General features: G+C 65.6%; 14 protein-coding genes, 1 tRNA gene and 1 pseudogene. 9 read left to right on the forward strand and 7 right to left on the reverse strand.

The genetic code is table 11. The features are described from left to right. The first annotated feature begins 20 nt into the window (after window positions 1–20). On the forward strand, window positions 21–752 hold the full coding sequence (locus tag ACQP2U_RS02645; protein WP_433713218.1) for a hypothetical protein: 732 nt from the start codon (window positions 21–23) through the stop codon (window positions 750–752). Continuing rightward, a complete protein-coding gene (locus ACQP2U_RS02650; RefSeq protein ID WP_433713219.1) occupies window positions 749–1285 on the forward strand; it encodes a h domain protein in 537 nt (178 codons plus the stop codon). Before ACQP2U_RS02645 ends, ACQP2U_RS02650 begins: the two co-directional genes overlap by 4 nt. A gap of 743 nt (window positions 1286–2028) precedes the next feature. Here the strand turns inward: ACQP2U_RS02650 and ACQP2U_RS02655 are convergent. Then, window positions 2029–2100, reverse strand: a tRNA-Thr gene (locus ACQP2U_RS02655). A 119-nt stretch (window positions 2101–2219) separates the two neighbouring features. On the opposite strand from ACQP2U_RS02655, the pseudogene ACQP2U_RS02660 reads away from it, so the two are divergent. Beyond that, a pseudogene (locus ACQP2U_RS02660) lies at window positions 2220–2623 on the forward strand (HNH endonuclease). A 336-nt stretch (window positions 2624–2959) separates the two neighbouring features. Here the strand turns inward: ACQP2U_RS02660 and ACQP2U_RS02665 are convergent. Continuing rightward, window positions 2960–3202 (reverse strand): MbtH family protein, encoded by a 243-nt coding sequence (locus ACQP2U_RS02665; RefSeq protein WP_011207082.1) that lies wholly within the window; start codon window positions 3200–3202, stop codon window positions 2960–2962. Between the two features lie 128 nt (window positions 3203–3330). Then, window positions 3331–4164, reverse strand: coding sequence for an alpha/beta fold hydrolase (locus ACQP2U_RS02670; protein ID WP_397030493.1), 834 nt, complete (start codon window positions 4162–4164; stop codon window positions 3331–3333). A 188-nt stretch (window positions 4165–4352) separates the two neighbouring features. Here ACQP2U_RS02670 and ACQP2U_RS02675 point away from each other — a divergent pair, with 188 nt between their 5' ends. The 4 genes from ACQP2U_RS02675 to ACQP2U_RS02690 all read left to right on the forward strand — a co-directional run bounded on the left by ACQP2U_RS02675 (window position 4353) and on the right by ACQP2U_RS02690 (window position 8483). Next, window positions 4353–4523 (forward strand): hypothetical protein, encoded by a 171-nt coding sequence (locus ACQP2U_RS02675; protein ID WP_169338030.1) that lies wholly within the window; start codon window positions 4353–4355, stop codon window positions 4521–4523. Window positions 4524–4606: 83 nt separating this feature from the next. Beyond that, window positions 4607–6184, forward strand: a complete 1578-nt coding sequence (locus ACQP2U_RS02680) for an alpha,alpha-trehalose-phosphate synthase (UDP-forming) (RefSeq protein WP_433716348.1) — start codon at window positions 4607–4609, stop codon at window positions 6182–6184. Window positions 6185–6252: 68 nt separating this feature from the next. After that, entirely contained in the window at window positions 6253–6990 is a 738-nt protein-coding gene (locus ACQP2U_RS02685) for a response regulator transcription factor (RefSeq protein ID WP_397030492.1), read from the forward strand. Continuing rightward, window positions 6987–8483: a sensor histidine kinase gene (locus ACQP2U_RS02690; protein ID WP_433713221.1), complete on the forward strand. Its 1497-nt coding sequence runs from the start codon at window positions 6987–6989 to the stop codon at window positions 8481–8483. Before ACQP2U_RS02685 ends, ACQP2U_RS02690 begins: the two co-directional genes overlap by 4 nt. A 69-nt stretch (window positions 8484–8552) precedes the next feature. On the opposite strand, the gene ACQP2U_RS02695 is transcribed toward ACQP2U_RS02690, so the two are convergent. Continuing rightward, the gene (locus ACQP2U_RS02695) at window positions 8553–8792 is read right to left on the reverse strand and encodes a hypothetical protein (protein ID WP_433713223.1); all 240 of its coding nucleotides are present in this window, start codon (window positions 8790–8792) and stop codon (window positions 8553–8555) included. 186 nt (window positions 8793–8978) lie between these two features. Here ACQP2U_RS02695 and ACQP2U_RS02700 point away from each other — a divergent pair, with 186 nt between their 5' ends. After that, window positions 8979–9914 carry a helix-turn-helix domain-containing protein gene (locus ACQP2U_RS02700; RefSeq protein ID WP_433713225.1) on the forward strand — a complete coding sequence of 312 codons (936 nt, stop codon included), beginning with the start codon at window positions 8979–8981 and terminating at the stop codon, window positions 9912–9914. A 251-nt stretch (window positions 9915–10165) separates the two neighbouring features. On the opposite strand, the gene ACQP2U_RS02705 is transcribed toward ACQP2U_RS02700, so the two are convergent. Together ACQP2U_RS02705 and ACQP2U_RS02710 are read right to left on the reverse strand one after the other, a co-directional pair. After that, window positions 10166–10591: an HIT family protein gene (locus ACQP2U_RS02705; RefSeq protein ID WP_397030488.1), complete on the reverse strand. Its 426-nt coding sequence runs from the start codon at window positions 10589–10591 to the stop codon at window positions 10166–10168. A gap of 185 nt (window positions 10592–10776) precedes the next feature. Further along, complete coding sequence (locus ACQP2U_RS02710) at window positions 10777–11151, reverse strand: PH domain-containing protein (protein ID WP_063046650.1); 375 nt, start codon at window positions 11149–11151, stop codon at window positions 10777–10779. Between the two features lie 283 nt (window positions 11152–11434). Between ACQP2U_RS02710 and purD the strand changes: the two genes are divergently transcribed. After that, window positions 11435–12706: a phosphoribosylamine--glycine ligase gene (purD, locus tag ACQP2U_RS02715; RefSeq protein WP_433713227.1), complete on the forward strand. Its 1272-nt coding sequence runs from the start codon at window positions 11435–11437 to the stop codon at window positions 12704–12706. A gap of 297 nt (window positions 12707–13003) precedes the next feature. Here purD and ACQP2U_RS02720 read toward each other — a convergent pair whose 3' ends face one another. Further along, window positions 13004–13975, reverse strand: coding sequence for a M23 family metallopeptidase (locus ACQP2U_RS02720; protein ID WP_433713228.1), 972 nt, complete (start codon window positions 13973–13975; stop codon window positions 13004–13006). Window positions 13976–14043: the final 68 nt, after the last annotated feature.

A 14043-nucleotide genomic window follows, 5' to 3' on the forward strand; every position in this document is an offset into this window, starting at 1 on the left:
AGCGTCAGCGAGGTGCGGGCATGAGTGAATCCAGTGTGGTCAAGGCTCGGCCGAGGCGACGGGCGGTGCGTTCGGCGGGTCCGCCGCCGGAGGACACGCTCCCGCTCGAGACCGAAGGTGTCGAGCTGTCCAAGGCCGTCGATGTCACCGTCAAGGTGACCAAGGCCGAGTCGGACACTCCGAGCGAGGATGCCGAACCGGTGACGACGCTGGAGATACCCAACGTCGCCGATGAGGTTGTCGATGGCGCTGCGCAGTCCGCTCCACCGCGCTGGGTTCTCGTTGCCGCTGCCGTCGCGGCCGCGGTCGTGGCGATCGCGCTGGTGATCGGCACCGGATTCTTCGCATACAGCCTGCACACCGCCTCCGACCGTGATGCGCGGCGCGCGGACTACGTCCAGACCGCCAAACAGGCGATTCTCAATCTCACCACGATCAAGGACGACACCGCCAAGGCCGATATCGACCGCGTCCTGGCGGTCGCCTCCGGCGAACTCAAGGCCGAATACTCCCAGCGCAAGGATGCCTATGCCAGCGTTGTCGAACAGGCCAAGGTGAAGGCCACCGGTGAGATCGTCGAATCCGCCATCGAGAGCGAGGACGGGGATTCGGCCCGCGTGCTGGTCGCCGCCAAGCAGACCCTGACCAATGCGGGTATGGCGGATCCGCAGACGCGGTTCTACCGATTCCGGGTCACCGTCACCCGCGGCGACAACGGGATCACCGCCTCACAAGTGGAGTTCGTGGCATGACAGCATCGCGTAGCGATTCGATGAGGGGCGGCGGTCGGGTGACGGGTGGGCGCAGGCGTTTGATTCTGGTGGCGTCCGCGATCGCCCTCGTCATCGTCGCGCTGGCGGCCATCTGCGGCGTCACCGGATACAAGTACTGGAACGACCGCAAGAGCGAACAGGCCCGCACCCAGGCCGTCCCCGCGGCGCAGCGCACCGTCGAAGCGATGTTCACCTACAACTTCAAAACGGTGGACGCCGAATTGCCGAAGGCCGCCGACAATCTCGGCGGCAGCTTCCGCGACGACTACCTGAAACTGATCAAGGAAGCCATCGCCCCCGGCGCCAAGGAAAAGGAACTCAACGTCCAGGCCACCACCCAGGCCACCGGCGTAGTCTCCGCCGAACCCGCCCACGCAGTAGTCCTGCTCTACCTGAACCAGGTAAGCACCGGCAAGGACTCCCCCCAAGCGAATATCAGCACCAGCCGAGTCCGGGTAAGCCTCGACAAGAACGACGGCCGCTGGCTGGTTTCCGCAGTCACGCCGATCTAGCCGACCGCTGTCCCTGCCGTCTGAACTCCTCCGCGTGTGTTCCGAGCGTTAGAAGGCGGCCGGGCAGCTCGACCTGGGGCCGTGTGCCCGTGTCGGTGGCGCGGATACCGAGCGCGGGCCTGAACCATCAGCAGTACGCGGTCGCAGTCAGCGTCTGAACCGGCGCACCGGATCGGTCAACTCCTGACATGACATTTGCACTGTCCGGGTTCAGCGGATTCGTACGGCTTCGCCGAGTTGGCGGCAAGCGATGTGCCGACGGAGTCAGGTCAGAGGTCTATGTAGTCACGCGGATCGGTGCGGCACCACCTGTCTTCTTGCCGCGCAGAGCCCCGGCGGGGTGGTTCAAGGGCAAGGATCCTTCGGTTCCGCTCGCGGAGCTGCAGATGTCGTGGGTGCCGGGCGAACCTGTCGTCTATATCGGGAAGGCGAACGCCGGCGCGTCCGGCAGGCGGGGCTGCGTAAGCGGTTGGATGAGTACCGACGGCACGGGGCGGGGCAACCCGTCGCCCACTGGGGCGGACGAATGATCTGGCAGCTCGCCGACAGCGCGGACCTACCTGCTCGTCGGATGGCGCCCGGAAGACGACGCCCGGGCTCTGGAAAAGGCGCTGATCGCTGACTTCGTAGCCATGTACGGCAAGCGTCCGTTCGCCAATCGCTCCAGCTAGCAGCGCCGACGAGCTTGCCGAATGCAAGACCCAACGAGAACGGGCGCGCCGTTAGTGGCGCGCCCGTATCGGAGCCCCCTGTCAGGATTGAACTGACGACCTTCGCTTTACAAGAGCGGTGCTCTACCACTGAGCTAAGGAGGCGGGTGAAGCGGTTGCCATCATAACGGGGCGCACCGACGGCGCGACACCGGGTTTCCGGTGCCCGGCGGCGTCTTAGCGATCCTCCGGCATTGTCGGTGGGTAGCGGTAGCGTCCACAGCGTGAGGCGATGCAAGGGGTGCGCCGCTGCGCTGGTCAAACGGAGTCAGCGGGTCTACTGCAGTCTGGGATGCCAGCAGGCACCCAGCGCAAAGCCCTGACCGAGCGGTGGTTGCATACAGGTGAAGCTCGAGTACGCGGCCACCAAGGGCATTATCTCCGTGATTACCTGACCGACGCCCAGAGCCGCAGATGCGCGATATGCGGTATTAGGAGCGAATGGTGCGGGCGCCCACTCGCGTTCATCCTTGACCACATTGATGGCGATCCCACTCACAATCGACGGGAGAACCTGCGGCTCATCTGCCCGAACTGCGACTCCCAGCTGCCGACGTACAAGAGCCGGAACCGGGGCAACGGTAGGCACTCTCGGCGTGAGAGATACGCCAACGGGCAGTCTTACTAGGCTGAGGACTACTGCGCTGCAGCAAGGTGAACAGTTACGGCGACACCCTGCTGCAGCTCGGTGAGAGATCGGCGCAGTGTGGGATACCGCGGGTCCAGGACTGGGCGGCGGCCTGCCGCGCCGCGTCGTCGGCGGCCATCGCGTTATGCAGGCTCTTGGGCCGCATATCGGTCCAGTGCTTAAGGCGGGTGCTCTACCACTGAGCAAGGATGCGGACGGTGTCTTTCTGGAAAAACGGTGCGAATCAAACCGGGCGCGCCAGCTGCGTGACACCGGCTTTACGGTGCCACGCAGTGACGGTTCAGCAGAGCCCGGCGCAGTATCGGATACCGCGAGTCAGGACTGGGCGCCCTGACGGGCCGCGTCATCGGCGGCCATGGCGTCGCGCAGGCTCTTCGGACGCATGTCGGTCCAGTTCTTTTCGACGTACTCCACGCACGCGGCGCGGCTGTCCTCGCCGAAAACGACTCGCCATCCGGCCGGAACCTCCGCAAAGGCCGGCCACAGCGAATGCTGTTCCTCATCGTTGACCAGAACGAAGAAGCGGCCGTCTTCGTCATCGAAGGGATTGGTGCTCAATTTCACCTCACTGGATACTGGCGCGTGTACGGGATTGCCCTTGGCTCGTCCAACGCTGTCGAGCGCCGGAAGATCCCCGAGCGTTGTGTCGACCCTAGCAAGGCAGACGTTACGCGTAGGCGGTTACCTCAGGCCGCGAAGAAATCGAGCAGGATCTTGTTCACCGCTTCTGGACGTTCGAGATAGCCATAGTGCCCCGCATCAGGAACTTCCAGGTAACGCGCACCGGGGATGACCTCGGCAACCTCCCTGGACAGATACGGCGGAATCATCCGATCGTCGGCGAATCCGATGGCCAGGCACGGCACCTTGATGCCGCGGTAGGCCTGCACCCGGTCGAAATCATGGTCCATCCGGCGCTGGGCGCGGATGCCGGGCGTCACCGCACCACCGGTGAATTCGAACAGATCGAGCCAGTCGCGCGCGGCGTTCGGATCGGCCATGGTCGCTGGCGACATATTCATCACCGCGGTCACCGCGGCCTCATACTTCGCGGGCAGGGTGACCCCACTGGCGTCGAGTTCGTGTTCGCCGAGCGAAAGCGTCTTCTGGAACTGGTCGAGGCGGCCGTGGCCGGCCATGAATACGGCCTTGCGCACCAATTCCGGACGCGCCAGCGCGAGTTCCTGGGCCACCCGCGCGCCCATCGACGTGCCGACCACCAGTGCCGGCCCCTCGTCGAGCAGTTCGATGAGTCCGGCGGTATCGCCGACCAGCTGATCGATGGTCATCCCCTCAGCCGCCTCATAGGACGGTTTGATGCCGCGATTGTCGAAGGTGCAGACCCGATATCCCGCCTTGACCAGCGCCGGGACCTGATGCAACTCCCAGACCCTGCCCGGGCTGCCGGTACCCATGATCATGACGACCAGCGGACCCGCGCCCTTCGCCTCCGTGCCCTTGGCTCGGTCGCCCTTGACCTGGTAGTTGAGTGAAATTCCGTTCACCGTGGCCAGTGGCATATCGACCCTTTCGTGGAGTTGGTCCTGCGTTCCCAAGGTATAGGGCCTCGGTTTTCGATGAACAAGCGAAGGGTATGACGCCGAACGTGTCCTAGGTCACCCGCATCCAGGTGCGGCACACCTGGACGGTGGCCAGATACCATTGACTATTCGCACGTACGAGCGTACTGAGCCGGGAGGACAAGAAGATGGCCGCGAAGAGCAGCGCGAACGACATCGCGGACGACGATCTGGAACCACTCGCCGACGAGACCGCCCGTCAGGCGCAGCGCGTTGTCGCGGCCTACGCGGAGGATGCGGACGAATGCCGGATGCTGCTGTCGATGCTGGGCATCGGGCCTAACTCTCGGGGCGAGTAACCACCTCGACGTCAACGGGGCCGTCGACTATCTCATAACTTCACCGGGAACAGCGACGCGCAAAGGATGCGTGAGTGGACCAGATGACCCAACAGCCGTCCGACGACTCCGAACACGCCTTTCTACAGCCCCCATCCGAACCCGACACAACGGTGGTCCCCTCCGTCCTCGCCGACGTGAACGGCGCCGGTTCCGGCTTCGTCGTAGTCGCCAACCGGCTGCCGGTCGACCTGGAGAAACTGCCCGACGGTTCCACCCGCTGGAAGCGCAGCCCGGGTGGTCTGGTGACCGCGCTGGAGCCGGTACTCCGCAACAACAAGGGGTCCTGGGTCGGCTGGGCCGGTGTTCCGGATGTAGATATCGATCCGATTATCGAGGACGGCCTCGAACTGCATCCGGTGCCGCTATCGGCGGAGGAAGTCTCCGAGTATTACGAGGGCTTCTCCAACGGCACGCTATGGCCGCTGTACCACGATGTGATCGTGCGCCCGGTCTACGATCGGGCCTGGTGGGCTGCCTATGTCACGGTGAACCGGCGTTTCGCCGAGGCCACCGCGAAGGTCGCCGCCGAGGGCGCGACCGTCTGGGTGCAGGACTATCAATTGCAATTGGTGCCGAAGATGCTGCGCATGCTGCGGCCCGATCTCACCATCGGATTCTTCCTGCACATTCCATTCCCACCGGTCGAGCTGTTCATGCAGATGCCGTGGCGGACCGAAATCATCGAGGGTCTGCTCGGCGCCGACTTGATCGGCTTCCACCTGCCCGGCGGCGCGCAGAACTTCCTCTACCTGGCTCGCAGACTGGCCGGGCAGCCCACTTCGCGCGGCACCGTCGGTGTGCGCTCCAAGCTCGGCGTGGTGCAGGTGGGTTTCCGCACGGTCCGGGTGGGCGCGTTCCCGATTTCGATCGCCTCGGCCGAACTCGACGAGCATTCCCGCCGCCGCTCGGTCCGGGAACGGGCCGCGAAAATCCGTGCCGAACTCGGCAATCCGAAAAATATCCTGCTCGGCGTCGACCGCTTGGACTACACCAAGGGCATCGATATCCGTCTCGCCGCGCTCGAGGAATTGTTGCTGGAGGGCAGGCTGGATCCGGCCGATACCGTCATGGTGCAACTGGCCACCCCGAGCCGCGAGCGGGTGGAGAGCTATATCCAGATGCGCGGCGATATCGAGCGCCAGGTCGGCCGGATCAACGGCGAATTCGCCAGGGTCGGGTATCCGGTCGTGCACTATCTGCACCGGCCGATCGCGCGCGACGAACTCGTCGCCTTCTTCGTGGCCGCCGACGTCATGCTGGTGACTCCGTTGCGCGACGGGATGAACCTGGTCGCCAAGGAATACGTCGCCTGTCACAGTGGCCTCAACGGAGCGTTGGTATTGAGCGAATTCACCGGTGCCGCAGCCGAATTGCGCCAGGCGTATTTGTGCAACCCGCACGATCTGAACAGCGTCGAGGATGCCGTCATCTCCGCGCTGGAGGACGACCGCGATACGCGTCGTCGCCGAATGCGCTCCCTGCGCCGTCAGGTGCTCGCGCATGACGTGGATCGCTGGGCGCGGTCGTTCCTGGAAGCGCTGGCGCAGGACCAGGTCGCGGGCAGCGCACTGCTGACCGACGACGATGTGTACCCGGAGTCGCGAGCTCCCCGTCGCTGACACCACCTCACAGGAATCACCCAGGGAAGGTCCAGGCAGTTCCCAGTCGATTGCCGGATTATGAAGCAATGAGTGGTGCGCCTGCGGAGTCCACGCCCGAGGCCCGGGTACTGGTGGTGGACGACGAACCCATGATCGTGGAGCTCCTGTCGGTGAGCCTGCGTTATCAGGGGTTCGCGGTCGACACCGCGATCGACGGGGCGCAGGCACTGGACAAGGCGCGCACCTTCCGACCGCAGGCGCTGATCGTCGATGTGATGATGCCTGGCATGGACGGCTTCGGGCTGCTGCGCCGACTGCGCGCCGACGGCATCGACGCGCCGGTGCTGTTCCTGACCGCGCGCGACGATGTGCAGGACAAGGTCGCCGGACTCACCCTCGGCGCCGACGACTACATCACCAAACCGTTCAGCCTCGAGGAAGTGGTGGCCCGGCTGCGAGTTGTTTTGCGCCGGTTCGGGCATACCGCACCGCAGCGCGAGAGTTCGCGAATTCGGTTCGAGGACATCGAACTCGACGATGACACGCACGAGGTGTGGAAGGCGGGCGTGCCGGTTGCGTTGTCGCCCACCGAATTCACCCTGCTGCGGTATTTCATGGTCAACGCCGGGACGGTGTTGAGTAAGCCGCGCATCCTGGATCATGTGTGGCGCTACGACTTCGGGGGTGAGGTCGGCGTGGTCGAAACGTATGTCTCATATCTGCGTAAGAAGGTCGACACGGGCGATCAGCGTTTGATTCACACGTTGCGTGGCGTTGGCTATGTGATGCGCGCGCCGAATCGCATGCGCCAGTCCGAGAAATGATCACCTCTCGAATCGAACGGACCCGTCGCAAACTGGCCCGCGCTACTTCGGCGATTCCGCTGCGGGTGACGCTCGTGCTCGCGCTGGTGCTGCTCTGCGCGCTCGGACTGTTCGCCTCGGGCATGGTCGTCACCTCGGCGCTGGAGAATTCGCTGCTGCACCGCACCGATCAGCAGCTCCGCGATGCGGTGATGGCGTGGTCGCGGCCGCGGCCGCCGACTCCTTCGAATCCGCCGCATCCGTCGAGCACCTTCTATGTCCGCATCGAGCCGACCCCCGGCGGCAACGGCACCGTTTATCTCGAGACCAGGCCGTTCAATGAGGAGGCCGAACCCGAGCTGCCACGATTGACCGATACGCGGCCGAGCACGGATCCGCCGGGCAGCAAGGTACTCACCAAACCGGTGACCATCGGTTCCAAGAACGGCTCGACGGTCAAATGGCGGACCATGACGGCGGTTTCGCCCGATACGACGACAACGGTCGCGATACCGCTCACCGAGAATATCGACACCGCCAATCGACTGATCATGTTGCAGCTCATGGTCGGCGCCGCGGTGCTCGGCGCGCTGGCGGTGCTCGCCTACTTCGTAATCCGACGCAGTCTGCGGCCGCTGCGCGCGGTCGAGAAGACCGCCGCCGCCATTGCCGCAGGTGATCTGCATCGCCGAGTTCCGGTGCGCGGCACCAATACCGAGGTCGACCGGCTGTCTCAATCGCTCAACGGCATGCTCGCCCAGATCCAGCGGGCCTTCGCCGCGACAGAAGCGTCCGAGTCGGCGGCCCGGCGCTCCGAGGCGAAGATGCGTCGCTTCATCGCCGATGCGAGTCATGAGCTGCGCACCCCACTAACCACCATCAGTGGCTTCGCGGAACTGTATCGGCAGGGCGCGACCGCGGATCCGGCCATGTTCATGGACCGCATCGAACACGAGGCCCAGCGCATGGGCCTGCTCGTCGAGGATCTGTTGATGCTGGCCCGACTGGATGCGCAGCGCCCATTGGAACTAGGTCAGGTCGACCTGCTCGCCCTCGCCAGCGACGCCGTGCATAACGCCCGCGCCGTCGCCGCGGCCAATAGCGATGATGGTCCGCACCGCGCTGTCGAACTGGAGATCCGTTCGGGCACAGGAACATTGGAAGTGGTCGGCGACGAAGCGCGGCTGCGTCAGATACTGGCCAACCTGATGAACAACGCCCTCACACATACGCCGCCAGACGCCGACGTCACGGTCCGGCTGACCCCAACCGAAGACGAGGTCCTGCTCGAAGTCGCCGATACCGGTCCGGGCCTACCGCCCGAGGAAGCCGACCGCATATTCGAACGCTTCTACCGCACCGACACCTCCCGTACCCGCGCCAGCGGCGGCACCGGCCTCGGCCTGTCCATCGTCCAAGCCCTCGTCGACGCCCACAACGGCACAGTGAGTGTCGAAAGCGCCGAGGGCGAAGGCACCACCTTCACCGTCCGCCTCCCCCGCGAAAATCGCTGAGCGACGGCACTGCGACGGCCAAGGGGAGTCCGATCACGACGACATACCCGAGCACGATCCAGCCGCCGCTCATCGGATCTCGGTGTCTTCGACCGACACCGGCTCTATGTCGATCGACGCGCGCATCGCCGCTGCGATCGCCGACATCGCGTCGGTGTCGGGTTCGGCGAACTCGACTTCCCACCCCTCGCCATCGATCAATGCCCATGAGCCATCGTCGCGCTGGAGATAGCGGTACCCCTCGTCGTCATCCGCGGCGATCGCAAGCTTGCGGAGATCCTCGTCATCGAATCGCGCCGGGAGATCCATCGCTTGCCCCCTTCAGCTGTCCGTGTTGGTGTGCACCCGCCGACGGGGTGCGATGAGGCCACGGCATCGACCCGGCGGCGGGGCTGAAAAACACGCTAGGCGTGGAGCTTTCGGGAACGGATCAGTTCGGTGTCCACATGCGTCTACAGCGTCTACCAGCGCACTGTGCGCGTTAGGCTGGTCTTTATGGAACCCGGTGCGCTGATGCGCGCTGCTCGCGAGGCGGCGGGTATCTCGCTGCGCGCGATGGCCGAGCGGAGCTACTACAGCAGGGCATACCTGTCGCTGATCGAGACCGGCCAGCGTCCGGTACCTGCCGGTGTCGTCGCTGCCTACGAAAGGGTGCTCGGCGCGGACTTGGAGCGGCTGACGGCGGTGGCGCGAGCACCAGCCAGCGTGGACATCACCGCCTTGTCCGACGTGGCGGTGATGTTGGCTGCTACGCGCCGATTCGAGGACGCGGCAGGAGCTTTGACAGTTCTGCCCGCCGTCCGGGGCATGGCCGAGATGACCGAGACATTTGCCGGCGAGGCGCGTGTGGGACGGAGTAATGCGGCGTCCCTCGCGTCGGAGATCACGCAGTATCGCGGGTGGCTGGAGCACGCGATCGGAGCTGATGCCGCTGCCCGGCGTAGCCTCGGCACCGCTGTGAGCCTGGCGGAGGAGTCTCGCGACCCGGACCGGCTTGCCCACAGCCTGGGCTTCTTTGGCTACGTGACTATGAGCGCGGGAAATTATGACGAAGTCCTCGCCCTGTCGGACGCCGCGCTGGCGGTAGGGGACGTGCACCCCGTCATCACGGCCTATGGGCGAATGCGGCGAGCCGAGCTATTGGCCGCGCACGGAGAGAAGGTCGAAGCGCAACGCGCGATGGCTCTGGCCGATGCGGCGACGGAAGCGGCGGACGGTGCTGAGCCCCCTGCGTCGATGTATTGGTGGAGTACCGGATTCGGGGCTGTGCAGCGTGGCGGTGTGCTGGCGCTGCTGGGGCAGACGGCCGAAGCAATTGGGGAGGCGACACACGGGCTGGCAGTGATGCCAGCCGAACACCGCCGGTCCGAATGGTTGGCATCAGCGTTGCGCCGCGTCGATCCAGACATGAGCGCGGGCGATTCGGTGTGACCGCGCCGACGCGCCGAATCGCTACGGCGAATATGAACCTGGGCTTAGCGGCCGACAAGCCGGATGAGGCGGCCGACGTCACGCTCACGGACGTGGCTTCCGGCTGACTGGTCCCGTCCAACTGGCGCGTCGCCGAGGTGGTCTCCGGAATCGAAGGCCGAGACGCGCCGGATGCGGCGACCGTCCGCGAGGCGTTCCGCGACACCTATGCGGCCTGGTCAACCCACCCGGCGCACCGAAGCGACGCCTGATCAATCGGGAACGTTGGATCCGTAGCCCAGGTCGCGGAGGGCGGACTTGATTTTCGTTTGGGCTTCGTCGAGGGATTCGGGAGTGGGGTGGGGGTTGGCGCCGGAGATGTCGAAGTTGCCCATGGTGAAGGCGGGGAAGACGTGGACGTGCAGGTGGGGGACTTCCAGGCCGGCGATGAGTAGGCCGGCGCGAGGGGCGTCCCAGGCCTGGCGGACCGCTCGGCCGATCTTCTGCGCGACGCCGTTGAGCCGTGCGAAGGTGTCGGCGTCGACGTCCTGCCACTGATCGATCTCCTTGCGGGGGACCACCAGTGTGTGCCCTTGCGTCACCGGGGCGATGGTGAGGAATGCGACGAATTCGTCGTCCTCCCAGACGAAACGGCCCGGCAGCTGGCCCTCGATGATCGCGCTGAAAACAGAAGCCATGCACCGCAGGCTACGCCGAGAGTTCCCGCAGGTCTGCTCACCCACCGACAGATCAACGCTCGGCCGCCGCGGATCGAGACCACGAACGGTATCTCGGAGGCGGCCTTCGTCACCATCGGTGGCATCGAGCCAGTTTCTCGAATTGCTGCTGACCTGGCCCGGGTGATCACCCGCGGGTTCAGTGGTCAGGCGACGTAGTGCGACAGGATGCTCTGCACTTCGTAGATGTCGACCTGGCGGTTGAATCGCTTCTGCACCGGTTCGTGGGTGCCGGAGATCCAGATGCAGAGTTCGGCATCGAGGTCGAAGGTGCCCGCGGTTTCCACCGAGAAGTGGGTGATGGCGCGGTAGGGGATGCTGTGATAGCTCACCTTGCGGCCGGTGACCCCCTGCTTGTCGACCAGGATGAGCCGCTTGTTGGTGAACAGAATCGCATCGCGGACGAGAAGGTAAGCGGCATAGACCTGTTCACCGCCGCCCATCAGTCTCGCGTATTCCTCTTGAGCCTTACCGGGATCGATCCGCCCGGCATTGCCCATCAGTCCGTCGATCAGACCCATAGACTCCCCCGCCTCTCCGCGTATTTGCCGGTCGTCCGGTGCCTCGATACCCACAATACGGGCCGGCGGTAACCGGGCGGTCGGCTTTTGGGTGTGCCCCCATGTGCTTACGAAATCGGTCATCGCTTACCCGCCCACCAGTGGTTATCGGGGTGGGCCGCGGCAGTAATCGGTATCGCCCTGCCGGGATCGGCGGGTGTGCGATGTACGGCCGATGAACCCCGCGTATCGGGTGCGCGGACTACTGGTCGGGGCGAGTTCGGCACACCCTAAGCTGTTGCCCGTGCGCGTACTCGTTATCGGTTCCGGAGCCCGTGAACATGCCCTCGTCCTGGCCCTGCGCCGGGACCCCGTGGTGACCGCGTTGTTCGCGGCGCCGGGCAATGCGGGTATCGCCCAGTGCGCGCAGGTCAGAGCGGTCGATCAGTCCTCCGCGGAGGCGGTTGTCGCCCTGGCTACCGAACTGGACGCCGACCTGGTGGTGATCGGACCCGAGGTGCCGCTGGTGCTCGGCGTCGCCGACGCGGTCCGGGCCGCGGGTATCGCGTGCTTCGGTCCGTCGGCCGCGGCCGCGCGCATCGAGGGTTCGAAGGCCTTCGCCAAGGACGTCATGACCGCCGCCGGGGTCCGCACCGCGCGCAGCGAGATCGTGGACAACCCCGCTGAACTCGACGCCGCACTGGACCGGTTCGGCCCGACCTGGGTGGTCAAGGACGACGGCCTGGCCGCGGGCAAGGGTGTGGTGGTGACCGCCGACCGGCTTGCAGCCCGCGACCACGGTGCCGAACTGCTCGAGCAGGGCCATCCGGTGCTGCTGGAATCCTTCTTGGACGGGCCCGAGGTTTCGCTGTTCTGTCTGGTCGACGGCGAGACCGTGGTGCCGTTGCTGCCCGCGCAGGACCACAAGCGCGTCGGCGACGGTGATACCGGGCCGAATACCGGTGGTATGGGCGCGTACACCCCGCTGCCGTGGTTGCCGCAGGAGACGGTCACCACGATCGTCGAGGATGTCGTGCAGCCCGTCGCGGCGGAGTTGGTGCGGCGTGGCTGCGGCTTCTCCGGCCTGCTCTACGCGGGTCTGGCGATCGGTGCCGACGGACCCGCCGTCGTCGAATTCAATTGTCGCTTCGGCGATCCGGAGACCCAGGCCGTGCTCGCGCTGCTGGAGAGTCCGCTCGGCGAATTGCTGAACGCCACCGCGACCGGCACGCTCGCCGAGGTCGCCGCGCCGCGTTGGCGCGACGGTTCGGCCGTCACGGTGGTGATCGCCGCCGAGAACTACCCGGGTCATCCCCGCGTCGGTGATGTGATCACCGGAGCGGACGAGGGCACAACCGACGACTCGTCCGCTGTGCTGCACGCGGGAACCGCATTGCGCGAGGACGGGGCGCTGGTCTCCGTAGGCGGTCGTGTGCTCAGCGTCGTCGGCATCGGCGCGGATCTTGCCGACGCCCGCGCGCACGCCTACGACCGCATCGCCTCGATCAAGTTGCCCGGCAGCCACTTCCGCACCGACATCGGCCTCGCCGCGGTCGAGGATCGCATCAGCGTTTGACGGATAATGACTCGCACTGGTGACCCCACGGAGTGAGTCATACGAGTGGCCCGTCTCGCGTGCGAGTCGTCGAAGCGTATGCGCCGCGCGCTCGGGATTCGACCTTTGAGTATGCGTGCATGAGGTGTTGAACGCACCGCCCGCACTGACCACCACGGAGCGAGTCTTACGAGCGACCCGTTCGTGGCCCGTCTCGCGTCCGAGCCGTCGAAGCGCATGCGACGAAGTCGCCAGTCTCGACGGCTCGGACGCGAGACACCAGGGGGCCGCGAACACGCCGCGCCGCAGGCGCGGCCATTAAATGCCGAGTCCGTGCAGTGCCAACCACTGCTGTGGGTCGACGTGTTGTCCGTTGACAATCACCTCGAAGTGCAGATGCGGCCCCGTGGAATCACCGCGGTTACCCATGCGGGCGATCTGCATCCCCGCCGGGACACGTTCGCCGACGGAGACGAAGAAGTCGTACATATGCCCATAGACGGTGATGCTGCCGTCATCGTGCCGGATCCGCACCCATAGCCCGAAGCCTTGCGCGGGACCCGCATCGATGACGGTGCCGCTGGCGACGGCGTAAATCGGTGTGCCGATCGGTCCTGCTATATCGATGCCGTTGTGGAAAGTGCCCCAGCGCGAACCGAATCCGGACGTGAAGGTGCCGCGCGCCGGCAAAACCATGCCGGTGATGCCGGGCAGCACCGACCCGGCGGTGGCCGGCGCGCTGCCCGCCATCCACGGCTGATATTCACCGGACACGGCCGCGGCCGCCTCGGCCTTGGCACGTTCCAGCGTCGCGCGGGCCGCGGCCGCGACGACCTCCTGCTCACGGATGCGCTCACCGTTGGCGATGGCGTTCAGATAGCGCTTCACCGACGGCGGTGTCGACTGCATCTGCTGTGGATAGGCGAAGGCGACGCGTTGGGTCTCGTCCGGGCTCGGGGTGCGATCCGTGACGCCCCAATCGAACGAGGAATCGGCGGCGGCGAATACCGCGGTGACACAGACTCCGGCGATCAGAATCCGGTGCTTGCGCACTAACGCGCGGTAGTCGAGCTTGGGCCGGTCCTCCCACAGTGCACGCAGGTCGGGCGGTGGTTGCCGACGCAACCAGACCAGGCCTTGCTTGCACTCGCCGAGCACCTCACGCGCCCGCCCGCCCAACTCGGACTCGCGCCGCTTGCGCAACTCGGCACGCCAATCGGGGGGAATGACACCGATGCCACCCACCCCGGGTACTCGGTCCAGCCGCGCCCGGCGAGCCTTGTCAAGCATTAACGCCGACCATAACCCGTGCCGCATGCCGCGCACCTGCCGAACCGCGCGGTGGGTCGCATTTCGAT

This window comes from Nocardia sp. CA-084685, from assembly GCF_050955785.1.
GTDB lineage: Bacteria > Actinomycetota > Actinomycetes > Mycobacteriales > Mycobacteriaceae > Nocardia.

Excerpts from the sequence above, each read along its gene's own strand:
- ACQP2U_RS02700 (WP_433713225.1), top strand. The coding sequence starts at position 8,979 with ATGGAACCCGGTGCGCTGATGCGCGCTGCTCGCGAGGCGGCGGGTATC.
- ACQP2U_RS02650 (WP_433713219.1), top strand. The coding sequence starts at position 749 with ATGACAGCATCGCGTAGCGATTCGATGAGGGGCGGCGGTCGGGTGACG.
- ACQP2U_RS02680 (WP_433716348.1), top strand. The coding sequence starts at position 4,607 with ATGACCCAACAGCCGTCCGACGACTCCGAACACGCCTTTCTACAGCCC.
- ACQP2U_RS02710 (WP_063046650.1), bottom strand. The coding sequence starts at position 11,151 with ATGGGTCTGATCGACGGACTGATGGGCAATGCCGGGCGGATCGATCCC.
- ACQP2U_RS02670 (WP_397030493.1), bottom strand. The coding sequence starts at position 4,164 with ATGCCACTGGCCACGGTGAACGGAATTTCACTCAACTACCAGGTCAAG.
- ACQP2U_RS02685 (WP_397030492.1), top strand. The coding sequence starts at position 6,253 with ATGAGTGGTGCGCCTGCGGAGTCCACGCCCGAGGCCCGGGTACTGGTG.
- ACQP2U_RS02675 (WP_169338030.1), top strand. The coding sequence starts at position 4,353 with ATGGCCGCGAAGAGCAGCGCGAACGACATCGCGGACGACGATCTGGAA.
- ACQP2U_RS02690 (WP_433713221.1), top strand. The coding sequence starts at position 6,987 with ATGATCACCTCTCGAATCGAACGGACCCGTCGCAAACTGGCCCGCGCT.
- ACQP2U_RS02705 (WP_397030488.1), bottom strand. The coding sequence starts at position 10,591 with ATGGCTTCTGTTTTCAGCGCGATCATCGAGGGCCAGCTGCCGGGCCGT.
- ACQP2U_RS02645 (WP_433713218.1), top strand. The coding sequence starts at position 21 with ATGAGTGAATCCAGTGTGGTCAAGGCTCGGCCGAGGCGACGGGCGGTG.
- ACQP2U_RS02720 (WP_433713228.1), bottom strand. The coding sequence starts at position 13,975 with ATGCTTGACAAGGCTCGCCGGGCGCGGCTGGACCGAGTACCCGGGGTG.
- ACQP2U_RS02695 (WP_433713223.1), bottom strand. The coding sequence starts at position 8,792 with ATGGATCTCCCGGCGCGATTCGATGACGAGGATCTCCGCAAGCTTGCG.